The sequence below is a fragment of the Streptomyces sp. NPDC088252 genome (assembly GCF_044740965.1).
Lineage (GTDB): Bacteria > Actinomycetota > Actinomycetes > Streptomycetales > Streptomycetaceae > Streptomyces.
On record NZ_JBIURS010000003.1, the window covers coordinates 423,375 to 445,800 of the forward strand.

The window sequence follows — 22,426 nt, forward strand, 5'->3', positions numbered from 1 at the left end:
CCGGTCAGCCCTCCGAGGCGGGCCGGCTCCTGCCGTACAGCCAGGTGTTCCACAGCTTCGTCAGATCCTGACCGGTCGTCTTCTCCACATAGGCGGTGAAGTCGGCGGTGGACGCGTTGCCGTGCCGGTGGGCCTTCGTCCAGCCCTTGATGAGCGCGAAGAACTTCTTGTCGTCGTGCACGGCCTGCCGGATCTTGTGGATCACCATCGCCCCGCGCCCGTACACCGGCGCCTGCGAGATGTCCGCGGCCGTCGGTGGATCGGCGGGCGGAAAGGCCCAGTTGTCGTCGTCCTCGAAGGCGGCGTCGAACCGGTCCTGGACCGGGTTGTCCTCCTTGTCGGCCTCCCACATCCACTCCGCGTAGGTCGCGAAGCCCTCGTTGAGCCACATGTCCCGCCAGCTCTCGGGCGTGACGGAGTTCCCGAACCACTGGTGGGCCATCTCGTGGACGAGCAGCCCGGTGCTCGGCGGGCCCGGGAAGTACGGCCGGTTCTGGGTCTCCAGCGCGTATCCGGCGTCCCCGGGACGCCCGACGATCGCGCCCGTGGCGGAGAAGGGGTACGGGCCGAAACGTTCCGCCTCCCATTTCACGACCTCGGGAACACGGGCGAGCACCCGCGCGCTGTCCGCCGCCACCTTCGTGTCCGCGGCGGTGAACACCTTGATGCCGTCCGGGGTGGTCGACGACTTCGTGTCGAACCGGCCGATGGCGACCGTCGCGAGATAGCTCGCCATCGGTTCGGCGACGTGCCAGTGGTACGTGGTGCTGCCGTCGGAGGTCGCGCGGGACGCCAGCTCGCCGTTGGAGACGGCCGTCAGCCCCTTGGCGACGGTGACGGTGATGTCGTACGACGCCTTGTCGCTCGGGTAGTTGTTGCCGGGGAACCAGGCCATGGACCCGGTCGGTTCACCGAGCGCGACCGCTCCGTCCGCCGTCCTCAGCCAGCCCTCCTTCGACTTGTCCGGGTCGGTGATGGTCTGCGGGGTGCCGGAGTAGTGGACGACGGTACGGAACGTCCTGCCCTTGCGGAGGTGGCTCCCGATGTCGGCGTCGGGACGCAGCGTCAGCTCGTGGCCTGCCCGGTTGACCGCGGCCGGGCGGCCCTCGACGGTCGCGGACTGCACGGTGAGTCCGACGAGGTCCAGGTTGAAGGCGCTGAGGTCCTGGGTGGCGCGCGCGGTGATGGTCGCGGTGCCGCGCAGCCGGCGGGCGGGCGCGTCGACGTCGAGGGCGAGGTCGTAGTGCGTGACGTCGTAACCGCCGTTGCCGAGCCTCGGGAAGTACGGGTCGTGCAGACCGGCCGCGCCGGGGGTGCCTTCGACCCCTCCGGCGCACCCGGTCGAGGTCGTCAGCACCAGCAGGGCGAGGGCGGCGTTGCGTGCCGTACGGCGAACCGGTGTTCGGTGATCCACACACGTGATCCTAGGCACGGGACCGATCCTAGGCGCGGGGCGTCTGAACGCGGGGTGCCGACGCGGCGGACCGGCCGGGCGCGGGGCGGGGGTGAGCCAGGTGGGGGAGGCGGGCCGGGCCGGGCGAGGAAACGGAATGACGCGCGCCGGGCGGCGGGCCGGAAAACCCTGTTCGCCCGGTCCGTCCGTCCTGTCCTGCCCCGCCCGTCCTGTCCGCCCCGCGGACCGGACGGGCCGCTCGGACTACTTGGCGAGGGCTGCGACGCCGACCGTCGCGAACTTCTCGTCGAGGTCACCGCTGGGGGCTCCGGCCACGCCGATGGCCGCCACCGGGGCCCCCTTGACCTGCACCGGGGCGCCGCCCGCGAGGAACAGGGTGCCGGGGATGTCCTTGAGGGTCGGGGCCTGCTGCAGGCGCTTGGCCAGCTCGGAGGTGGGCGCGTTCCAGGAGACGGCGGTGTACGCCTTCTTCACGGCCGACTCGTACGACTGCGGGCCGGCCCCGTCGCCGCGCAGCGTCACGATGGTGTTGCCGTTGCGGTCGACGACGGCGACGGAGACACGCTGGTTCTCCTTCTGCGCGGCGTCGAGGGTGGCCTGCGCGGCCTTGGTGGCGGCGGCCACGGTCAGGTGGGTGGTCTGCTGGAGGTTACGGTTCGCGGTGTCGGCCTGGACGGTGGCCGCGGGCGCGGCGGCCGGGGTGGAGGCGTTGGCGGACATGGCGCCGAAGGTCCCGGCGCCGAGGGCGACGGCGGCGACGGCACCGGTCAGGACGCGGGTACGCGGCGACAGCTTCTTCATGGTGGGTTCCTTCGGCAGCAGTTCGGTGGTTGAGCTTCTTCCGCTCTGCCATCGATCCTCCGGCCGCACCGGGCGCCGTACGGTCGGCGGACCGGCTCGATGCCACGCGCGGGACGACCGACGGCCCCATCGGCCGATCGGTTGATGCGGGGGTGGCCGTCCGGGGTGACCATGGATGTGTCTGTGCAGGTCAGCAGTGCCGATGACGACGGTGAGGAGCGAGAGCACAAGGTGAAGCACCGAACCCGATCGGCACCCGGCACGGCCACGGGACGGACCGACGGCACCGGAACAGGCGGGAGCGGCGACCCCGAAGCACGTCGGCTCACGCTCCTGATGCACGCCGCGTTCTTCCTGCTGCTCGGTGCCTCGCTCGCCCGCTTCCTGCTGCGGCACCCCGGCGAGGGCCGCACCCCGTGGATCATCGCGCTCTCCGTCGCGCTGGCCGTGCTGTACGTGCTCGGACCGGTGCTCGGTTCGCGTCCCACACCGCGCAGCCTGGTGTGGCTGGGGGTGCTGGTCGCCGTGTGGATGGTGCTGGTCGTCCTCGCGCCGAGCTTCGCGTGGTGCGCGGTCCCGCTGTTCTACACCGGGCTGCGGATCCTTCCGCCACGCGCCGCACTCGTGCTCGTCGCCCTGCTCACCCTGTTCGTCGTCGCCGCACAGCTGCGACTGGCCGAGGGTTTCGACCCGAACCTGGTGCTCGCACCGCCCGCGGTGGCGGCCGTCGCCACAGCGGTCTTCGTCCATATGCAGCGTCAGGCCGTGCGGCAGCGCGAACTGATCGACGACCTGCTGCGCACCCGCCGCGAACTGGCCGCCACCGAACGCCGCGAGGGAACCCTCGCGGAACGACAGCGGCTCTCGATGGAGATCCACGACACCCTCGCGCAGGGCCTGTCCAGCCAGCAGATGCTGCTCCAGGCCGCCGACCGCACCTGGGACGCCGACCCCGCGACCGCCCGCCGCCATGTCCGCACGGCGACGGGTATCGCGGAACGCAATCTCGCCGAGGCCCGTCGCTTCGTCCACGACCTGGCCCCGGCGGATCTCGCGGAGGGCGGCGGCCTGGAGGCGGCGTTGCACGCACTGGCCGCACGCGAGACGGCGCAGGCGCAGGGGCGGCTCACCGTCCGCTGCCATGTGGAGGGAGAGCAGCACACCCCGCCGCCCGACCGGGTGCAGTCCGCTCTGCTGCGCATCGCACAGGGCGCCCTGGCCAATGTGAAGGAGCACGCGCACGCGACGGAGGCCGCGCTGACGCTGACCCGTCTCGACGACCGGATCGTCCTGGACATCGCCGACAACGGGCAGGGCTTCACACCCGCCGGGCGCTCCGGACCCGCCGACGGCGTACGCGGCCACGGGCTGCCCGCGATGCGCGCCAGGCTGCACCAGCTCGGCGGCACACTGACGATCGAGTCGGCACCGGGCGAGGGCACGGTCCTGTCCGCCGCCGTCCCCCTCACGCCCGCCGCCCCGGAGGACCCCGTCACGCCCGCCCCCGCCCCGAAGGACCCCGCATGAACGCGAAGCCGCCCGTACGCATCCTGCTCTGCGACGACCACGCCGTCGTACGCGCCGGGCTGCTCGCGCTGCTCGGCAGCGAACCGGACATCGAGGTCGTCGGCGAGGCCGGCAGCGGCGAGGAGGCCGTCGCCCTGGCCGCCAAGCTCGCCCCCGACGTCGTCCTGATGGACCTCCAGCTCGGCGAGGGCATGGACGGCGTCGAGGCCACTCGCCGCATCGCCGCCGCCGATGCCCACGTCCTGGTCCTCACCACGTACGACACGGACGCCGACATCACCCGCGCCATCGAGGCGGGCGCCACCGGCTATCTGCTGAAGGCCGAGCGCCCGGAGGAACTGTTCGCCGCGATCCGCTCGGCCGCCCAGGGCCGCACCACGCTCTCCCCGCCCGTGGCCAGCCGCGTCATGGCCCGCATGCGCAAGCCCCGGCCCGGCCTCACCGACCGCGAACTCGACATCCTGGCCCAGCTCTCCCAGGGCCTGGGCAACCGGGACATCGCCCGCGCCCTGTTCATCAGCGAGGCCACGGTGAAGACCCACCTGGGCCGCATCTACGACAAACTCGGCGTCGACACCCGCGCGGGCGCCGTCGCCGTGGCGAAGGAGCAGCGGCTGCTCCCGTAGACCCCGGACCGGCCCCGGTGGACCCCGGACCGGCCCCGGTGGATCCGGCGAGGACCGCCGCGGCACCGGCCGCACCCGATCGAGCAGCCACCCGCCCCGGCGTCGGCCCGTGCTCGGGCATGACACCATCGAACCGTGCTCGACATCGGCTACTCCCTCTCCCGGCGCTTCCCCGATCCCCCGCAGACCGACTACCGCCGCGCGGGCGTCCACGCCCTGCGGCACGACCTCTTCTCCGGGGACGTCTATCTCGCGGACACCAAGGCGGACCGCGAGGTGTCCACAGCCTGGGGATGGGTGCCGGTGCTCGACTTCGCGTGGGCGCTGTGCGACATCGTCGAGCAGATCGACCAGGACCCGCGCGGCAACCGCTCGCACCGGCCGCAGTTCGCGGAGCTGGACTTCACGGAGTCGTCCGACCGGATGCTCTTCGAACGCCGCTTCGGCTGGGTCGACGTCGAGGCCGACTGGATGCCCGGCGACGAGCCCCCGCTCACCTTCAACCACTCGATGCTGCGCCGCGAGGCCCGCGACTTCCTGCACGATCTGATCGCCGACCTCGCCGACATGCACGAAGGGCTCGCCGACAATCCCGTGATCTGGGACCTCCAGGCCCGCTTCCCCCGTATCTGATCCGGGCGTCCGGCCCGGTCCGGCGGCTACGCCTGCACCCGCACCCCGATCTGCGCCGCGAACGCCGGAGCCAGCTCCATCAGCTGCGCCGGGCTGATCACCGCACCCGCCAGCCGCTCCACCCCGCGCGCGATGTCCAGCCCCGCCACCGTCCGCAGGTCCACCGCCTCCATCCGTACGGAACTGAAGTCCGCCCGCTTCAGCACGCAGTCACGGAACTCCACCCGCATCAGCTCCGCGTTCCCGAAATCCGGCTCGGACAGCACACAGCCCTCGAACACCACGTCCTTCAGCCGCGCCTTCCGCAGATTCAGGTAGTCGATCTTCCCGCCGCGCACCAGCACCCGCTCCAGCACCGCGCCGTGCAGCTGCACCCCGCCCAGCCGCGCGTCCACCACCTCCACGTCCCGCAGCGACGCCCCCGCGAGATCGGTGCCCACACCCCGTACGCCCGTCAGCACCGAGTCGATGAAGCGGGCCCTGACCAGCTCCGTGCGGTCCAGTGCGCAGCCGTTCAGCGCGCAGTCCATGAACCGGGCGCCCGGCCCCGACTCGTCCGCCAGATCCGCCCCCTCGAAGCACACCCCGTCGTAGTCCCCGTCGGGCTCCAGGCCCTCCCCGTCGTACGGGACGAGCGGCGGAAGCCGCACCTCCGGCCGCCGTGCCGTCGCGATGGTGTCCGTCTTCCTGCTGCTGCGTGCCATGCCCCCCATCGTCACCCACCCCACTGACAACACCCCTCACGGCTGCGGGTGAAACGGAACGACCGCGGCGCCACGACGGGGCTTGACCTCAAGCGGACTTGAGGTCGGAGGGTGGCTCCACAGGTCCCGCAGGACCTGCCCGCCCCACAGCGACCGATACGACGGGGAGTCCACCGTGCATGCCATTCGCCTTCACACCTTCGGCCCGGCCGAGAACCTCGCCTACGAGCGGACCGACGACCCCGTGCCAGGCCCCGGCCAGGTCCGTGTCGCCGTGGCCGCGGCAGGCGTACACCTTCTCGACACGGCTCTGCGCGAGGGCATGAGCGGCCCGTTCCCGGCCCCCACCGAGCTGCCGACCATCCCCGGCCGCGAGGTCGCCGGCCGGGTCGAGTCACTCGGCGAGGGCACCGATCCCGGCTGGCTCGGCCGCCGCGTCGTCGCCCATATCGGCACGGTCCCGGGTGGCTACGCCGAACTCGCCGTCGTGGACGCCGAGAAGCTGCACCCGATCCCGGACGCCCTCGACGAAGCCGCGGCCGTCGCCATGATCGGCACCGGCCGCACCGCCCTGGGCATCCTGCAGTTCACCGAGCTCGGCCCCGGTTCCACCGTCGTCGTCCCGGCAGCGGCGGGCGGCATCGGCACCCTGATCGTGCAGTACGCCAGGAACGCCGGGGCCACCGTCATCGGCCTCGCCGGAGGCTCCGCCAAGGTCGCCGCCGTCCGGGCGAACGGCGCGGACCTCGCCGTCGACTACACGCTCCCCGACTGGGACCGGCAGGTCCACGCCCGTCTCGACGGGCTCGGCCGCCGCGCCACCGTCGTCTACGACTCCGTCGGGGGGACCACCGGCCGGGCCGCCGTCGGCCTCCTCGGCGCGGGCGGGCAGCACATCGTGTTCGGCTGGGCCGGCGCCGGACTCCACGACGGAGCCCCGCTCACCTTCACCGACGAAGAACTCGCCGAACGCGGCATCACCTCCGAGAGCGTGCTCGGCCCCGTCATGCTGGCGAAGGCGGGCGGTCTGCGCGCCCTCGAAACCCGTTCGCTCGCCGAAGCCGCCGTCGGCCGGCTCCGCCCCGCCGTGCAGCGCTTCCCGCTCGCCGAAGCCGCCGCCGCCCACCGCGCCCTGGAGACCCGGGGCACGATGGGCAAGGTGGTCCTGATCCCGTAGCCCGGCATCCCGGGGCCGGGCGGCACCCCTTGGCCCGGCATCCCGCGGCCGGGGGCGCTGCCGGGCCCGGCCGTCGGCCGTGGACCGACAGGTCCGTCACCCGGCGCCCGTCCCGGGTGTCCGCCGCATCCCCGTGAGGACTTACCGTCCGCCGAGCTCCGCCAACGCCCCGTCCGTCAGCCGGTACACCGTCCACTCGTCCTGCGGCCGCGCGCCCAGCGACTCGTAGAACGCGATGGACGGGGCGTTCCAGTTCAGCACCGACCACTCCAGGCGCTCGTAGCCCCGCGCCACACAGATCCGCGCCAGCTCCGTCAGCAGAGCCTTCCCGTGCCCACCGCCGCGCCGCTCCGGGCGCACGTACAGGTCCTCCAGGTAGATGCCGTGGACCCCACGCCACGTGGAGAAGTTCAGGAACCACAGGGCGAAGCCGACCGCCTCGCCGTCGTCCGACTCCGCGATGTGCGCGTACGCGGCGGGCCGCTCGCCGAACAGCGCCTCGTGCAGCTGTTCCTCGGTGGCCCTCACCTCGTGCAGGGCCTTCTCGTAGTCGGCCAGCTCACGGACCATGGCGTGGATGACGGGAACATCAGCAGGGGTCGCGGTGCGAATCATGAGGGCAGCGTAAGCACCGGCCCGTGACCGGCCGACTCCGCCCCCAGCAGCTGCCGCGCGATCTCGGCCTGTTCCGGATCCAGCCGCCGCCGCCCGTCCGACACGTCCCACAGACCGTTCTGCAGCAGCCGCCCCAGAGTCCAGGCCCGCGCCCGCTCCCGGTCCAGCCCCAGTGCCTGCGTCAGCACGTCGAACCGCCACCGCACCGCCGCCGCGTCGAACCTGTTGACCAGCGCCGGGAGCAGCTCGAACCCCGGATCGCCGACCAGTGGTTTCGGGTCGATGGCCACCCACCGGCCCTCCCTCCCGGCCAGTACGTTCCCGTAATGCAGGTCCCAGTGCAGCAACCGGTCCCCCGGCTCCCCGGCGACCTCCCGGACCGCCGCCGCGCAGTCCGCCAGCAGCCGCCGCTCCTCCTCGTCCACCAGCGCCGCCACCGCCCCCGGCGCCTCCTGAAGCATCCGCTCCGCCGTCTCCCCCAGTCCTCGCAGCGGAGGCAGCCCTCGCAGCTCCGGCGATCCCGGCGGTCCCGGCAGCGCGTGATCCGCCGGAGCCGGAGCCGGTACGGACGACAGCCGGGCCAGCAACTCCGCCAGAATCAGCACCGCCTCCCGCTCGTCCGCCATCCCCGCCAACGAACGGCGGCCGTCCAGCCGCTCCAGCAACAGCGTCCCCGTCGCCGCGTCGTGATCCAGCAGCTCCACGGCCCCCGCGCCCGCCTCGCCCCACACCCGCAGCGCGACCGGCTCCCCCACGGTCTCCTCGTCCACCGGCTGAAGCTTCAGCGCCGCCGGACGACCGTCGGCCACCCGCACCACCGGAAGCACCAGTGCGCACACCCCGTGGAACGCCTCACCGTCCCGCCGCAGCCCCCACCGCTCCAGGAACTCGGCGGCCCGCCCCGGCAGCGCCGCCAGAAAGGCCCGCCCGGCCGCTCCGTTGTACTTGGCCTGGGTGTCGATCAGTCCGTCCGGAATGTCAATCACGCAGACGATCGTAGAGCCGTGCGTCAATCGGATATGACTCCGAGCAGCCCCGCCCCGCCCACCCGGCCGCGCACCGCCGCCGGCTCGTGGATCCGCAGCGTCGGCTCATGGATCCGCAGCGCACCAGGCACCTACATCTGGCTGACCGCGCTCTTCGTCACGACCGTCATCGTGCACCAGATGTCCCCGGACTTCGAGGAGGACTTCCTGCGTCAGCGCTCGACCAACATCCACGAACTCTCCCACGACCCCGTACGCGTACTGATCGTCAGCGCCCTCTGGATCGACAGCGGCCGGTGGTTCCCCTACGCCGTCCTCTACACCGTCTTCCACGCCCCCGCCGAACGCTGGCTGGGCACCCTGCGCTGGCTCGCCGTCGCCATCGCGGCCCATGTCCTCGCCAGCCTCGTCAGCGAAGGCATCCTGGCCTGGGCCATCCGGCACGGACACGTACCGGAGTCCGCCGCCAACACGCTCGACATCGGGGTCAGTTACGCACTCGCTGGCGTCGTCGCGGTCCTCACGTACCACGTCCCGCAGCCCTGGCGGTACGTGTACCTCTTCGCCGTCGTCGTCTTCTACGGCATCCCGCTCATCGTCGGCCCCACCTTCACCGACGTCGGCCACTTCACCGCCGTGCTCATCGGCCTCGCCTGCTACCCACTGACCCGCTCCCGGCACAGGACGAAAACCCGTCCGGCGCAGTAACGTCCCGCTCACACGCTTCACCACAGGGCTTCACACCGGACAAAGCAGGGGCAACATGAGCACCGTCAGCACCGTCAACGGCGGCATATCGTTCTGGTACGCGGACCAAGGCACCCCCATGGCCCGGGAGCCCCTGCCCGGCGACACCACCGCCGACGTCTGCATCGTCGGCGGCGGATACACCGGGCTGTGGACCGCCTACTACCTCAAGAAGGCCGTCCCCTTCCTCAACATCGTCGTCCTCGAAGGCAAGTTCTGCGGCTACGGCGCCTCCGGGCGCAACGGCGGCTGGCTCTACAACGGCATCGCGGGCCGCGACCGATACGCGAAACTCCATGGACACGAAGCCGCCGTCCGCCTCCAGCAGGCGATGAACGACACCGTCGAGGAAGTCGTCCGCATCGCCGCCGAGGAGAACATCGACGCCGACATCCACCAGGGCGGTGTGCTCGAAGTCGCCTACACACCGGCCCAACTGGCCCGGCTCAAGGACTTCCACTCCGCGGAGATCGCCTTCGGCGAGAAGGACCGTGTCCTGCGCGGCGCCCGCGAAACCGCCGAACGCGTCAACGTCACCGGTGCCGTCGGCTCCACCTGGACCCCGCACGGCGCCCGCCTGCACCCGGTCAAACTCGTCAAGGGCCTCGCGGCGACCGTCGAGGCGCTCGGCGTCACCATCCACGAGTCGACACCGGTCACCGAGATCGAGCCCAAGCACGCCCGCACCCCGTACGGCACCGTCCGCGCCCCGTACATCCTGCGCTGCACCGAGGGCTTCACCGCGAACCTCAAGGGCCAGAAGCGCACCTGGCTCCCCATGAACTCGTCGATGATCGCCACCGAACCGCTCCCCAGGTCGATGTGGGACACCATCGGCTGGGACGGCCGCGAGACCCTCGGCGACATGGCCCACGCCTACATGTACGCCCAGCGCACCGCCGACGACCGCATCGCGCTCGGCGGTCGCGGCGTGCCGTACCGGTACGGCTCGGCCACCGACAACGACGGCCGCACCCAGCCCGCCACCATCGAGGCCCTCCGCGACATCCTCGTCCGCCTCTTCCCCGCCACCGCGGCCGCGCGCATCGACCACGCCTGGTCCGGTGTCCTCGGCGTCCCCCGTGACTGGTGCGCCACCGTCACCCTCGACCGCTCCACCGGTCTCGGCTGGGCCGGCGGCTACGTCGGCTCCGGCGTCGCGACCACCAACCTCGCCGCCCGTACCCTGCGCGACCTGATCCAGCAGGACTCCGGGCAGTCCGGCCCCACGGAGCTGACATCCCTGCCCTGGGTCGACCACAAGGTCCGCCGGTGGGAACCGGAACCCTTCCGCTGGCTCGGCGTCCACGGCATGTACGCCGCCTACCGCGCCGCCGACCGGCGCGAACTCACCTCGCCCCGCGCGGGCACGGACCCCATCGCCAAGGCCGCGGACCGGCTGTCCGGACGGCACTGAGCCAACGGCCGGACCTCCGCCACCGGGTGGGTGGCGGAGGCCGTCGGGCCATGCGGTCCGGCACATCACAAACGAAATACCCGGCTCACCTGCCGGTCGCGTCCGACGTCCCGCGCGCACCGATCAACCCGAGAGCGTCGACCGCGGCCGGGGACAGCGTCGAGTCGTCCAGACCGGACAACGGCATCCAGCTGACGGCGCTCGTGGAGTCGTCGGCCTTGGTGACCACGAGCGGACCGGGTTTGAGATCGACGAGGTAGAAGAGTCCCACCAGGTTCCAGCTGATCCCGAACCGGTGGGCCGTGTACGTCCGCGCGTCCACCAGCCGGGCTTCGAGGAGTTCGAGGCCCGTCTCCTCGTACAGTTCACGCGCCAGCGTCTCCCGCGGCTGCTCGCCCGGATCGATCCCTCCGCCCGGCAGGTGCCACAGCCCGGGTTCGAAAACCGGTGACGTCTCCGAGAGCCGGGTCAGCAGCAGTCGGTCCCGCACGGTGGCCATGGCGTACGCCGATACGCGGGAACGCGCGTTGCTCTCCAAGTGGCCCTCCTGCACTCCGAGTCGGGCGGACTCCACCGTCCCGCGCGGACAATCTATCGACCACGCGCGGAGAGGCGCGGGGCGGGGCGCGGGGGCCTGTGCAGGCCCCGCCGCCGGTGGGTGAGCGGGCTACCGCTCGGCGTCGACGGTGGCGATGACGCCGTCGACGGCGCATCTGACGGTCACGGACCGGCACTCCGATCGGGGTCGGGTACGGGAATCACGCCCGCGTCGGTGCGGTGGCGGCCGAGCGGCACGGTCATGCGGGTCGCGTCCTCGACGCCGGATCCGCCGGGGTGGTGACCGGATCGGTGACGGGCCGGCCGGTCCTGCCCTCGCCCCGGCGCCGGGGCGCCCCCGGACTACTGCGGGACGCCGCCGAGTCGGATCGCGTGGGTGCTGTCGGGCGGGACGGGCCCGCCGCAGGCGTCGCAGACGGTGCGGGGGTGAAGTACCGCGCCGCAGTCGTGCTCGAGCACCGTCGGGGGCTCCCCCTCGGTCACGTAGCGGTCGCCCCATTCCATGAGGGCGAGCAGGACCGGCTGCAGCGCGAGTCCGGCTTCGGTCGGTGTGTACTCGTAGCGCGGCGGGTGGGCCTGGTAGAGCTCCTTGGCCAGGACCCCGTTCTCCACGAGTTTCTTCAGCCGGGCCGTGAGGATGTCCCGGCTGGCGCCGGTGTTCGCCGCGATCTGGTCGAAGCGGCGCGCCCCGAGGAACACCTCCCGCAGCGCGAGCAGGCTCCAGCGCTCGCCGATGACGGCGAGCGAGTTCGCGATGGAACAGGGACGTGGGCGAGCGGCGGGCATCTGCGTACCTCCTGGGGGCTGCGGCGTGCTGACGGGTCACGGCGCGTCCGGGCGCCGCTTCGACGGGTGCGCGTGCCGGCCCCGGGCGCCCCGCCGCGGGCGGCTGGTGCGGGAAGCGGCGGCGGCGTGGTCCTGCGTATGCGAGCCCGGCACCTACGCAGAGTGCCCGGCCCGCGCCCGCCCTTCGGGCCAGTTGTCGTTTCCAACTCACTATGGCACAGCGCGTGGGAGAACGAGACGCACATGTCCGCTCGGAAGTCGACGCCCGGAGTGGCATCCAGCACCGAACAGGATGAGGGTTTGATTTCCAAACTGACCTACCTATAGTAAGTCCTGTTTTCCAACTATCCAGCGGGCTCGTTGGGCTCGCCCGAACGAGGAGACCGGAATGAGGGCTTCACCACCCGGCGGCGCGCATGCCACCGATGAGGAGGCATTGGCTCGGATCGACCCCTTGTGGCGGTCCTGGGCGGGTGCGCACGGGGGTCATGTCGCGGCGGCGGCGCTCACCGCCATGCGGGAACGAGCCGTCGGGGAAGGCCGTCCGGTCCGCGCCCTGACCGCTCACTTCCTCGCGCCTGTCGACACCGGTCCGCTCCATCTGTCCCTGGCCAGGCCGTCGGTGGGGCGCCGGGCCGCGACCTGCGCCTTCACGGGCCATCAGGACGGAGCCGCGGTGCTCGTGGGCTCGGCGGTATTCGGCCGCGGCCGCCGGGGGCCCAGTTACGACGGACGGAGCTCGCCCCGGGTACCGGGTCCGGCCGACTGCCGGCCCCTGGACCTGTCGGACGGGTTCGTGGCCTTCGCCCGGCAGGTGGAGATCCGCCCCGCCACCGAGGCCCTGCCGCTCGCCGGGGGCGAGCGGGCCGAGCTGGTCGCCTGGGTGCGGTTCACCGACGGGCGGGCGCTGGACGAGGCCGCGGTCGTCACCCTCACCGACGTCCTCCCACCGGCCCTGTTCGCGCGCTGGCGCACCCCGCGCCCGGTGCCGACCGCCGAGCTGACCATCCACTTCACCGACGCACTGGACGCCGGGTCACGAGCGGACTGGGCCCTGGTCCGGATCCGCACCGAACAGGCCGGCAGCGGCTGGGCGGTGGACGACAGTGCGGTGTGGTCGGCCGACGGCCGACTGCTGGCCCTCGCCCGCCAGGCCCGCGTCGTCCAGGACGCCCCCGCGGAGCACGCATCCGTGTCCGCGGCCACGACACCCCCGCAGGAGACCCTGTGAACATCGGCGGAGCCATCGCGCTCGTCACCGGAGCCGACCGCGGACTGGGCCGCGCCTTCGCCCGGGGCCTGCTGGCGCGCGGCGCGCACACCGTGTACGCGGCAGCACGTGACCCGAAGACCGTGACCGACCCCGGGCTGACACCCGTCGCACTCGACATCACCGACCCGGCCTCCGTGGCCGCAGCCGCCGAGCGCTGCTCCGACACCACCCTGCTGGTCGACAACGCGGGCATCCTGCGCGGCGATTCGCTGCTCACCTCGGACACCCTCGACGGGGCGCGCGCCGAACTGGAGACCAACCTGTTCGGCACGCTCGCCATGTGCCGCGACTTCGCCCCCGTTCTCGGCAGGAACGGCGGCGGGGCCCTGGTCAACATGCTCTCCGTGCTCTCCTGGCACACGCTCCCGCGGATCGGCTCGTACGGCGTCTCCAAGGCGGCCGCCTGGTCGATGACCAACGCGGTACGCGAAGAGCTCCGCCCGCAGGGCACCCTCACGGTCGCCGTGCACGCGGCGTTCATCGACACCGACATGGCGGCCGACACCGACCAGCCCGAGATCAGCCCCGCCGACGTGGTCGAGCAGGTCCTCGACGCCGTCGAGGCAGGCGGCGAGGAAGTCCTCGCCGACGCCGTCACCCGCCGGATCAGGAACATGCTCCCGGGAGGAGAGAACCATGGCCACTGATCTGCGTGACACAACGGCCGAGGAGCGCGACGACGCCCGTGGCAGCCGCCCCGGGCCGGTCCTCGTCGCCGCCTGCCTGGGGCTGTTCACGGTGTTCCTCCAGACCACCGAGACCATCGGCACGCTCGGCGCCGTCCAGGCCGACCTGCGCCTCGCCCCGGCCGACATGGTGTGGGTGCCGAGCATGTACACCCTGGTCGTGGCGTCCTGCGTACTCGGCGCCGGCGCACTGGCCGACCGGTGGGGGCGCAAGCGCGTCTTCCTCGCCGGGACCGCCGCCATGGCCGCAGGCGCGCTGGTGCTGGTCCTCGCCGACGACCTGGCCACCGTCCTCACCGGCCAGGCGATCGCCGGCCTGGGCGGCGCCCTGATCACCCCCAGCTCGCTCGCGCTGATCACCCACACCGTCCGCGACCCGCGCCGCCGCGCCGGGGCGATCGCCGCATGGGCGGCCACCTCCGGACTGGGCCTGGCCATCGGCCCCCTCGTCGCGGGCCTCGCGCTGCGCTGGTGGACCTGGCACGCGGCGTTCTGGCTCAACCTCGTCGTGGCGGGCCTCGCGGCGGCGGTCGCGCTCGGCCGGGTCACCGAGTCCCGCAACCCGGCCCAGCGTCTGGACTGGGCGGGACAGTTCACCGCGATCGCAGGTCTCGCGCTCCTGGTCTTCTGGCTGATCGACGGCGGTCACCACGGCTACGGTTCCGCACGGGCCCTGGCCTCCGCCGTGGCAGCGGTCCTTCTGCTGGCCGCCCTCGTCCTTGTCGAACTGCGCCGTACCGCCCCCATGGTCGACCTGCGGCTGATGCGCGATCCCTCCTACAGCGCCTCCCTTCTGCTGGCCGCGACCGTTCTGTTCGGCTTCGTCGGCCTCTCCCTTCTCCAAGTGCTGTGGCTGCAGCGGGTACGGGGACTGACCGCCCTGCAGGTGGGCGTCCAACTCCTCGCGGAATTCGGCGCGTTCATCGCCGCCTCGGTCCTGGCCGGAATACTGGTGCGCCGACTCGGCCCCCGCGTCCTGATCACGGCGGGCCTGCTGCTCGCGGCCGTCGGCGCCGCCCTCTTCGCGCAGGTCGAACCGGAAACCGGGTTCGCCGGGTACGTCGCCGCGTTCGTCCTCTTCGGCTTCGGCTGCGGTCTCGCCAACGCCCCGTCCACCGCCCTCGCCGTCGGCCACGTCCCACACGGTCGCGAGGGCGAGGCGGGCGGCACCGTCAACGCCGCCCGCCAGATCGGCGCCGTCCTCGGCACCAGCATCCTCGGCACACTGATCACCACACGCTTCGAGGACCGTCTCCCCCGCGTCCACGACCCGCGCACCGCGTTCACCGACGCGGTCTCGCACGCCACCTGGGTCGCGGTCGCGGTCCTCCTCGTCGGCACGGTACTGGCACTCGGACTGTCGGCGTGGTCCCGTCGCAGGGTCACCGCCCCCTAAGGGCAGCGAGCGGGCGCCGCCGGGAGCCGCCGCACGGCGGGCACGATCCCCGACGAGCCGGAACCCGCCTCCGACCCCACACGCGGGACCACGGACACCGGCGCGTCCCGCGCCCGGCGTCGCCGCCCGCGTCCACCGAACGAGGAAGGCCCAGCTCAGAACGCATCCGAGCTGGGCTTCTCGCTGAGCCCCCTGTCGGATTCGAACCGACGACCCACTCATTACAAGGGCCTGCAAGATCATCCCGGGTGGTGCTGGGCAGTGCCACCCAATCCCGTTTCCGCTGATCAGAGCCGTGCGTCCTTGGTCGACGTGACGTCCAGTCCAGCATGTGCCACCCCGTCCGCTCACGCAGCGCTCACGCACGCTTCGGGGATTTGGGGCCTTCTCGGCCTGCTTTCCACTCGCCAACCCATAGCGGCAGGCGGACATGGAAGGACGCGCCGCCCAGCTCCCCATATGCGTCTGCCGAGAGGTCTCCATCCTCGATGGCCCTGCGTGGGTGGCAGGTGACGGACTTCGCCGGACTGGTCATGGCTCCGCGTCGGGCCCTGCCCAGTGGCTGATGCCGATGCTCGTGTCGAACTGCCGCATGCGGCTCATCACGAGGTCCGAGGTGGGGTGGGCCAGTCCGTCGACGATGCGGCCGTCGGAGAGGAAGACGATGCGGTCGGAGTGGCTGGCCGCGAGCGGGTCGTGGGTGACCATGACGACCGTCTGGCCCAGCTCGCGCACGCACCGGCGCAGGAACCCGAGGATGTCCGCGGCCGCTAGTGAGTCCAGGTTCCCGGTCGGCTCATCGGCGAAGACGATCTCCGGGCAGCCCACCAGGGCGCGCGCGCAGGCGACCCGCTGCTGCTGTCCTCCGGACAGCTGGGCCGGGCGATGGCCGAGCCGGTGGGCGAGGCCGACCGTGGAAGTTCGTCGTGGGTACCGCCTGGGCCGTTCGCGGGGCGTGTTCACCAGCACGATCCACCTGGCGCGGACGGCCGCTGCCGCCCACTGGCCCCTGATCGTGATGCCAGGGACGGCAGCCGGCGCCCCTTCGCACGGGGCGGGTACAGCAGCCTCAAGGCCGCCCAGGCCGACCTCGACCACGTACGTGCCCTCCTCGGACTCGCTGACGCCGGTGCCCCCGAGGGCGTCCGGCTGATCGCCGAGACGCTCGCCTAGGTCAGCCACGACAAGCTGTCCCTCCCCGACGTGCAGGAGAGCCGACGACGTCTCACGGCCGGCCAAGACCTCGTCGGCAGCCTCACCGTGAGCGAATGGCCGGACCGGTGGCTCGCGGGCAAACGCACCCGGAAGGTCGGGCGTCAGCCGACTCGACCGGCACTCGCTCACCGTCTCGGGACAGCTCGCCCAGGACGGCTGGGAGGTCGAGGCATCCGAGGCCCCCAGAGCCCCTCCGCTCACGCAAGCCCTCCCACGACACCCCGACCACACGCCCCGCCACGCCCCGCACACAAGAAAACCCCAGGTCACGGGCTGCGTGACCTGGGGTTTCTCTGAGCCCCCTGTCGGATTCGAACCGACGACCTACGCATTACAAGTGCGTTGCTCTGGCCAGCTGAGCTAAGGAGGCGTGCCGGAGCAGTGTAACCAACACCGCGCCCCGCGCGGTCCCGAAATTTCGCGGTCCTCGAACTACTGACAGATTTCAAATGTCCAGGTAGCGTCGCTGAGGATTCACCCAAGTGGACCAGACCACTCCCTTACTCGGATCGTCCGGCACGTTCCTGCCGGTGAAGGAGAAGATTCAGCATGGCCAGTGTCACGTTCGACAAGGCGTCCCGCGTCTACCCCGGCTCCACGAAGCCGGCCGTGGACCAGCTGGAGATCGACATCGCCGACGGCGAGTTCCTCGTCCTCGTCGGTCCTTCCGGTTGCGGCAAGTCGACCTCCCTTCGCATGCTCGCGGGTCTTGAGGACGTCAACGGCGGCGCGATCCGCATCGGTGACCGCGACGTCACGCACCTGCCGCCGAAGGACCGGGACATCGCCATGGTGTTCCAGAACTACGCGCTCTACCCGCACATGACCGTCGCGGACAACATGGGCTTCGCGCTCAAGATCGCCGGTGTCAACAAGACCGACATCCGGGCGAAGGTCGAAGAGGCCGCCAAGATGCTCGACCTCACCGAGTACCTGGACCGCAAGCCGAAGGCGCTCTCCGGTGGTCAGCGTCAGCGTGTCGCGATGGGCCGGGCCATCGTGCGTGAGCCGCAGGTCTTCCTCATGGACGAGCCGCTGTCGAACCTCGACGCCAAGCTCCGTGTCTCCACCCGTACGCAGATCGCCTCGCTCCAGCGCCGTCTGGGCATCACGACCGTGTACGTCACGCACGACCAGGTCGAGGCCCTGACCATGGGTGACCGTGTCGCGGTCCTCAAGGACGGTCTGCTCCAGCAGGTCGACTCGCCGCGCAACATGTACGACAGGCCGGCGAACCTCTTCGTGGCCGGCTTCATCGGCTCCCCGGCCATGAACCTGGTCGAGGTCCCGATCACCGACGGCGGCGTGAAGTTCGGCAACAGCGTCGTCCCGGTCTCCCGCGAAGCGCTCACCGCCGCCTCGGAGAAGGGCGACACGACCGTCACGGTCGGCATCCGCCCCGAGCACTTCGACATCGTCGAGCACGGCGGCGCCGCCGCGAAGTCCCTCTCGAAGGACAGCGCCGACGCCCCGGCCGGTCTGGCCGTCTCGGTCAACGTCGTCGAGGAGCTCGGCGCCGACGGCTTCGTCTACGGCTCCGCGCAGGTCGGCGGCGAGGACAAGGACCTGGTCGTCCGCGTCGGCGGCCGCGCCGTCCCGGAGAAGGGCACCAAGCTGCACGTCGTGCCGCGCCCGGACGAGCTGCACGTCTTCTCGACCTCGACGGGCGCGCGTCTCACCGACTGACGCCCCGCCCCGCGCACCGCAGCGGCCCCGCACGAAGAACGTGCGGGGCCGTTCGCACGTCACAGGGCGCGTCCGGGTTTGCATCCGTACGATGCCGAATTCCCCGGCACACCGGGCATTTCACTGCGGCCCGTCAACACGCGATTCGAAAAACACCCTCGAACCATCCCCCTCAAGGGTGACGTAATGTCGCCGAATCATCACTGCCCGCTACGCTCGCTGCGTGACCCACACCGCTCGCCGTATCGGCCGATCCCTCGCTTTCGTACTGCCCGTCGTGATGGTCCTCTCCGGGACCCTCGCCGTCACCAGCGTGCCGTGGGCAGCGCACAACTCCGAGTCCCAGGTCCTGGCCGCCTCCGCCCAGGACGTCTCGACGCCTGCCCGGACGCGCGCCCCGCAGGACCTCCTCCGTGACCGGCTGCTCCTGGAGCTCCGGGAGAAGGACCCGGGTGTCGCCCTGACGGACCTGCAGCGTTCCGTCGAGGCCCGGCCCTCGCTCGCCCGGCACTGCATGTCGATCGCCAGGGCGCTGGGCCGCGCGGCCGTCGAGCAGTACGGTCCGACGCGGGCCCACAGGTTCTCGCGTCCCGTCTGCGACACGTCCTTCGCCTCGGGCGTCGCACAGTTCAGCTGACCGGCCGGTCCGGGCACCGCATATCGTGCCTGGCATGCATACGTATCCGACGCAGGCCGTGGTCCTGGCAGGTGGCCAGGGGTCGCGGCTGCGCCCGTACACCGATGACCGCCCCAAGCCGATGGTCGAGATCCCGGGCACCGGGACCCCGATCATCGGCCATCAGCTTTCCTGGCTGGCCGCCGAGGGCGTGACCGACGCCGTGGTGTCGTGCGGTCATCTGGCCGAGGTGCTCCAGGAGTGGCTGGACTCGGCCGTGCTGCCGCTGCGCGTGACGACGGTCGTGGAGTCCGAGCCCCTGGGACGCGGCGGCGGGCTGAAGTACGCCGCCGCCCGGCTCCCCGATCCCGAGCAGCCCTGGTACGCCACCAACGGCGACATCTGGACGCGTTTCTCCCTGCGCGAGATGGCCGCGTTCCACGCCGAGCGCGACGCGACCGCCACCCTGGCCCTGGCTCGTCCCCGTATTCCGTGGGGCGCCGTGGAGACGGACGCGTTCGGGCACATCACCGACTTCATCGAGTCGCCGCCGTCCCCGTATCTGATCAACGCCGGCGTGTACGTCTTCTCCCCCGCGTTCACCGACCTGCTGCCGGACCTCGGCGACCACGAGCGGACGACGTTCCCGCGGCTGGCCCGTGAGCGCAGGCTGGCCGGGTATCCGCTGCCGCACGGCGCGTACTGGCGGGCCATCGACACCGCGAAGGACCTGACCGAGGCCGCCAAGGAGCTCGACGGGCCGTAGCGGCACGCGACGAGGCACGACGCAGGGGCGGTCACCGGTTCGTGCCGGTGACCGCCCCTGCGTCCTGTGCCGACCCGGCGGCTCAGCCGAGCAGCCCGCCGATGGGGTTCTGCCCGCCGCCGGACGTGCCGCCGGTGGAGCCGCCACCGCCGTCCGATCCGCCGGTCGCCGAGCTGCCGCCCGCGCCGGTGGAGCCGGAGGAGCTCGGGCCGGAACTACCGGACGGAGGCGGCTGCGGGGCCGTCTGCTGCGGGGGCTGCTGCACGGTGCCCCGGGTCTGGCTGGGCTGCCCGGCACCGGCCGCCTGGCCGGACTCGCGCACGGAGTCCGCGGCGGGCGTGGACGCCTTGGCCGAAGGAGTGGTGGAGGCACTGCTGCGGGACGGCGAGGGACGCTTCCCGTCGGGCGTGTGGGAGGCCCTGCGGCCCTGGGACTCCTCCGGGAGCGGGGAGCCGGGGAGCTGGTTGGTCGGGTTGCCGTTCGGGCCGGGCACGGTGACGACCCCGGAGGAACGGACCGCGCCGCCGAGCATGGAACCCACGAGCAGAGTGAGGCCGACGACCACGGTGGCGACGACGGCGCCCCGGCGCAGCACCCGGCGGCGGAGGTCCCAGATCGCCGAGCGCGGGCCGAGCCTGCGCCAGGCCTCGCCGGCGAGCCGTCCGTCGACGGAGTAGACGGGGGCACCCGCGATGATCAGCGGGCTCCAGGCGGCGAGGAAGATGATGTCGGGCGCGTCGTAGACGGCGACGGTGCGCCAGCCGACGGTGACCAGCAGTGCGGCGGACAGGAGTGCGCCGACGGAGGCGGCGACGCGCTGCCAGAGGCCGAGGACGGTGAGGACGCCGACGACGACCTGGAGGAAGGCGACGGTGAGTCCGGCACCGACGGGGTGCGAGAGCGCGAAGTCGCGCAGCGGCTCGGCGAGCGCCCAGGGGTGCAGCGAGGTGAGCCACTTGACCATGGAGCCGCGCTCGCCGCCGTCGAAGTAGACGGGGTCGCACAGCTTGCCCATGCCGGCGTAGACGGAGATGAAGCCGAGGAAGACGCGCATGGGCAGCAGCACGACGCCGAGGTTCATACGACGCCCGGGGTAGTACGCGTGCCGCAAGGAGTCGTTGCCGTGCCGTCGGCCCCGGGCCTCGGTGATGTCGTCGTACCCGTCGTCGTACTCGTCGTCGTACGCCGCGCGGCCGTACGGTCCGGTGTCGACGGGGTCGTAGGCGCCGACCGCCTGGCGCATGGGCGGCAGCAGCGGGCCGTTGCCGGGGCGGTCGGGCCGGCGGGGTGCGGTGATGACCGGGTTGGGCCGAGTCTCTTCCAGGCGCTCGATGACCCGGGTGCCGCCCATCCCGCCGTCGAAGTCGTGGCCGGTGCGGGGGGCGTAGGGATCGTAGGAGTCGTACGCGGAGGTCGGCCGGCCCGCGGTGGAGTTCCGTACGGCCTGGAGGAGCCCGGTGGCGCCGGGATCGCCCGGGGCGGACCTGCCGCTCCACACGACGGGCGAGCGCCTGCCGCGTACTCCGGCGCCGCCGCTCATTGCGGGGATCCTGGGCGCGCCCCCGGGGGCCAGACCGCGCAGCCGCGGGCGCTGGCCGGGGGCGAGCTGTACCCGGAAGCTGGCGTGGTTGACGATGACCTGCGCGGGGTCGCAGTCCACCTTGGTCATGCTCAGGGCGGGTAGTTCGTCGAACCGAGGCGTTCTGGTGTCCACACTCATCTAACCGAGTGATGTGTGTTTAGGACACTGCCTTGACGGGCCCGATGTGTCCGAGACCCGTCAACGGGGGGCGCCCCGGTCGGCCGCCCCCCGTCCGGGTGCGTCTCAGGCCCGGCGCCGCGCGACCTCGTACAGGACGATCCCGGCCGCGACACCGGCGTTCAGCGACTCCGCGCCGCCCGGCATCGAGATGCGGACCCGGTAGTCGCAGGTCTCGCCGACGAGGCGGCCCAGGCCCTTGCCCTCGCTGCCGATGACGATGACGACGGGGCCGTCGAGGGCCTCCAGGTCCTCGACGGTGTGCTCGCCGTCCGCGGCGAGGCCGACGACCGTGAGACCGGCCTTCTGGTAGCCCTCCAGGGCCCGGGTCAGGTTCGTCACCCGGGAGACTGGCGTACGGGCCGCCGTGCCCGCCGAGGACTTCCACGCGCCCGCCGTCATTCCGGCCGCGCGCCGCTCGGGCACGACCACGCCGTGCCCGCCGAACGCGGAGACGGAGCGGACGATCGCACCCAGGTTGCGCGGGTCGGTGACGCCGTCGAGGGCGACGATCAGCGGGTCCTCGCCGTTGTCGTACGCGGCGGCGGTGAGGTCCTCCGGGTGCGCGTACTCGTACGGCGGGACCTGGAGGACGAGGCCCTGGTGGTTCAGGCCGTTCGTCATCCGGTCCAGTTCGACGCGCGGGGCCTCCATCAGGTTGATGTTGCCGCGTTCACCGGCGAGCTGGAGCGCGTCGCGGACCCGCTCGTCGTTGTCGATGTACTGCTGGACGTACAGGGTCGTCGCCGGGACGCCGTCGCGCAGGGCCTCGTAGACCGGGTTGCGGCCGACGACCATCTCGGACGTGCCCTTGACGCCGCCGCGCCGGGGCGCGGGGCGGCGGGCCGCGGCCTGCTTGGCCTGGGCGTTGGCGATGCGGTTCTTCTTGTGTCCCTTGCGGGCGGAGGCGGGAGGCGTCGGGCCCTTGCCTTCGAGGCCACGGCGTCGCTGCCCACCGCTGCCGACCTGCGCGCCCTTCTTGTTGGACGTGCGGCGGTTCCTGCGCTGGCTGTTCCCGGCCATGACCTACCTGTTTCG

22 protein-coding genes and 1 tRNA gene are annotated in these 22,426 nt (G+C 72.1%); 12 read left to right on the top strand and 11 right to left on the bottom strand.

What is annotated here, in order from left to right:
• Nucleotides 1-4: 4 nt before the first annotated feature.
• Complete coding sequence (locus ACIOHC_RS08950; RefSeq protein WP_351075264.1) at nucleotides 5-1,414, bottom strand: M1 family metallopeptidase; 1,410 nt, start codon at nucleotides 1,412-1,414, stop codon at nucleotides 5-7.
• A 243-nt stretch (nucleotides 1,415-1,657) separates the two neighbouring features.
• Complete coding sequence (locus ACIOHC_RS08955) at nucleotides 1,658-2,215, bottom strand: heme-binding protein (RefSeq protein ID WP_351075265.1); 558 nt, start codon at nucleotides 2,213-2,215, stop codon at nucleotides 1,658-1,660.
• A 171-nt stretch (nucleotides 2,216-2,386) separates the two neighbouring features.
• On the opposite strand from ACIOHC_RS08955, the gene ACIOHC_RS08960 reads away from it, so the two are divergent.
• From ACIOHC_RS08960 to ACIOHC_RS08970, 3 genes are all read left to right on the top strand, one after another.
• Nucleotides 2,387-3,742, top strand: coding sequence for a sensor histidine kinase (locus ACIOHC_RS08960; RefSeq protein ID WP_351075266.1), 1,356 nt, complete (start codon nucleotides 2,387-2,389; stop codon nucleotides 3,740-3,742).
• Nucleotides 3,739-4,368, top strand: a complete 630-nt coding sequence (locus ACIOHC_RS08965; protein ID WP_365689696.1) for a response regulator transcription factor — start codon at nucleotides 3,739-3,741, stop codon at nucleotides 4,366-4,368. The genes ACIOHC_RS08960 and ACIOHC_RS08965 overlap by 4 nt, the downstream gene beginning before the upstream one ends.
• 135 nt (nucleotides 4,369-4,503) lie before the next feature.
• Entirely contained in the window at nucleotides 4,504-5,001 is a 498-nt protein-coding gene (locus ACIOHC_RS08970) for a hypothetical protein (RefSeq protein WP_401842086.1), read from the top strand.
• Nucleotides 5,002-5,027: 26 nt separating this feature from the next.
• Here ACIOHC_RS08970 and ACIOHC_RS08975 read toward each other — a convergent pair whose 3' ends face one another.
• Nucleotides 5,028-5,705, bottom strand: a complete 678-nt coding sequence (locus ACIOHC_RS08975; protein WP_401842088.1) for a pentapeptide repeat-containing protein — start codon at nucleotides 5,703-5,705, stop codon at nucleotides 5,028-5,030.
• Nucleotides 5,706-5,880: 175 nt separating this feature from the next.
• Here ACIOHC_RS08975 and ACIOHC_RS08980 point away from each other — a divergent pair, with 175 nt between their 5' ends.
• Complete coding sequence (locus tag ACIOHC_RS08980) at nucleotides 5,881-6,882, top strand: zinc-binding dehydrogenase (RefSeq protein ID WP_351075270.1); 1,002 nt, start codon at nucleotides 5,881-5,883, stop codon at nucleotides 6,880-6,882.
• A 141-nt stretch (nucleotides 6,883-7,023) separates the two neighbouring features.
• On the opposite strand, the gene ACIOHC_RS08985 is transcribed toward ACIOHC_RS08980, so the two are convergent.
• Together ACIOHC_RS08985 and ACIOHC_RS08990 are read right to left on the bottom strand one after the other, a co-directional pair.
• Nucleotides 7,024-7,497: a GNAT family N-acetyltransferase gene (locus tag ACIOHC_RS08985; RefSeq protein WP_351075272.1), complete on the bottom strand. Its 474-nt coding sequence runs from the start codon at nucleotides 7,495-7,497 to the stop codon at nucleotides 7,024-7,026.
• On the bottom strand, nucleotides 7,494-8,492 hold the full coding sequence (locus ACIOHC_RS08990) for an aminoglycoside phosphotransferase family protein (protein WP_401842194.1): 999 nt from the start codon (nucleotides 8,490-8,492) through the stop codon (nucleotides 7,494-7,496). Before ACIOHC_RS08990 ends, ACIOHC_RS08985 begins: the two co-directional genes overlap by 4 nt.
• 24 nt (nucleotides 8,493-8,516) lie before the next feature.
• Between ACIOHC_RS08990 and ACIOHC_RS08995 the strand changes: the two genes are divergently transcribed.
• A complete protein-coding gene (locus tag ACIOHC_RS08995; protein WP_351075393.1) occupies nucleotides 8,517-9,191 on the top strand; it encodes a rhomboid-like protein in 675 nt (224 codons plus the stop codon).
• 55 nt (nucleotides 9,192-9,246) lie between these two features.
• The gene (locus tag ACIOHC_RS09000) at nucleotides 9,247-10,647 is read left to right on the top strand and encodes an FAD-dependent oxidoreductase (RefSeq protein ID WP_351075275.1); all 1,401 of its coding nucleotides are present in this window, start codon (nucleotides 9,247-9,249) and stop codon (nucleotides 10,645-10,647) included.
• A gap of 85 nt (nucleotides 10,648-10,732) precedes the next feature.
• Here ACIOHC_RS09000 and ACIOHC_RS09005 read toward each other — a convergent pair whose 3' ends face one another.
• A complete protein-coding gene (locus tag ACIOHC_RS09005; RefSeq protein WP_351075277.1) occupies nucleotides 10,733-11,185 on the bottom strand; it encodes an NUDIX domain-containing protein in 453 nt (150 codons plus the stop codon).
• Nucleotides 11,186-11,547: 362 nt separating this feature from the next.
• Entirely contained in the window at nucleotides 11,548-11,991 is a 444-nt protein-coding gene (locus tag ACIOHC_RS09010; protein WP_351075279.1) for a helix-turn-helix domain-containing protein, read from the bottom strand.
• 388 nt (nucleotides 11,992-12,379) lie between these two features.
• Here ACIOHC_RS09010 and ACIOHC_RS09015 point away from each other — a divergent pair, with 388 nt between their 5' ends.
• Genes ACIOHC_RS09015 through ACIOHC_RS09025 form a run of 3 tightly spaced genes read left to right on the top strand, consistent with a single transcriptional unit; the run spans nucleotide 12,380 to nucleotide 15,346 of the window.
• Complete coding sequence (locus ACIOHC_RS09015) at nucleotides 12,380-13,222, top strand: thioesterase family protein (protein WP_351075281.1); 843 nt, start codon at nucleotides 12,380-12,382, stop codon at nucleotides 13,220-13,222.
• The gene (locus tag ACIOHC_RS09020) at nucleotides 13,219-13,911 is read left to right on the top strand and encodes an SDR family oxidoreductase (protein ID WP_351075283.1); all 693 of its coding nucleotides are present in this window, start codon (nucleotides 13,219-13,221) and stop codon (nucleotides 13,909-13,911) included. The genes ACIOHC_RS09015 and ACIOHC_RS09020 overlap by 4 nt, the downstream gene beginning before the upstream one ends.
• Nucleotides 13,901-15,346: an MFS transporter gene (locus ACIOHC_RS09025; protein ID WP_351075285.1), complete on the top strand. Its 1,446-nt coding sequence runs from the start codon at nucleotides 13,901-13,903 to the stop codon at nucleotides 15,344-15,346. Before ACIOHC_RS09020 ends, ACIOHC_RS09025 begins: the two co-directional genes overlap by 11 nt.
• 531 nt (nucleotides 15,347-15,877) lie before the next feature.
• Here ACIOHC_RS09025 and ACIOHC_RS09030 read toward each other — a convergent pair.
• Both ACIOHC_RS09030 and ACIOHC_RS09035 read right to left on the bottom strand, forming a co-directional pair.
• Nucleotides 15,878-16,528 carry an ABC transporter ATP-binding protein gene (locus tag ACIOHC_RS09030; RefSeq protein WP_401842094.1) on the bottom strand — a complete coding sequence of 217 codons (651 nt, stop codon included), beginning with the start codon at nucleotides 16,526-16,528 and terminating at the stop codon, nucleotides 15,878-15,880.
• Between the two features lie 329 nt (nucleotides 16,529-16,857).
• A tRNA-Thr gene (locus ACIOHC_RS09035) sits at nucleotides 16,858-16,931 on the bottom strand.
• A gap of 179 nt (nucleotides 16,932-17,110) precedes the next feature.
• Here ACIOHC_RS09035 and ACIOHC_RS09040 point away from each other — a divergent pair.
• From ACIOHC_RS09040 to ACIOHC_RS09050, 3 genes are all read left to right on the top strand, one after another.
• Nucleotides 17,111-18,247 carry a sn-glycerol-3-phosphate ABC transporter ATP-binding protein UgpC gene (locus ACIOHC_RS09040; protein WP_351075289.1) on the top strand — a complete coding sequence of 379 codons (1,137 nt, stop codon included), beginning with the start codon at nucleotides 17,111-17,113 and terminating at the stop codon, nucleotides 18,245-18,247.
• A gap of 223 nt (nucleotides 18,248-18,470) precedes the next feature.
• A complete protein-coding gene (locus ACIOHC_RS09045; protein WP_351075291.1) occupies nucleotides 18,471-18,884 on the top strand; it encodes a hypothetical protein in 414 nt (137 codons plus the stop codon).
• 34 nt (nucleotides 18,885-18,918) lie between these two features.
• Entirely contained in the window at nucleotides 18,919-19,629 is a 711-nt protein-coding gene (locus ACIOHC_RS09050) for a nucleotidyltransferase family protein (protein WP_351075293.1), read from the top strand.
• Nucleotides 19,630-19,711: 82 nt separating this feature from the next.
• Here ACIOHC_RS09050 and ACIOHC_RS09055 read toward each other — a convergent pair whose 3' ends face one another.
• On the bottom strand, nucleotides 19,712-21,349 hold the full coding sequence (locus ACIOHC_RS09055) for a DoxX family membrane protein (protein WP_351075294.1): 1,638 nt from the start codon (nucleotides 21,347-21,349) through the stop codon (nucleotides 19,712-19,714).
• 105 nt (nucleotides 21,350-21,454) lie between these two features.
• On the bottom strand, nucleotides 21,455-22,411 hold the full coding sequence (gene rlmB, locus ACIOHC_RS09060; RefSeq protein ID WP_351075296.1) for a 23S rRNA (guanosine(2251)-2'-O)-methyltransferase RlmB: 957 nt from the start codon (nucleotides 22,409-22,411) through the stop codon (nucleotides 21,455-21,457).
• Nucleotides 22,412-22,426 lie beyond the last annotated feature (15 nt).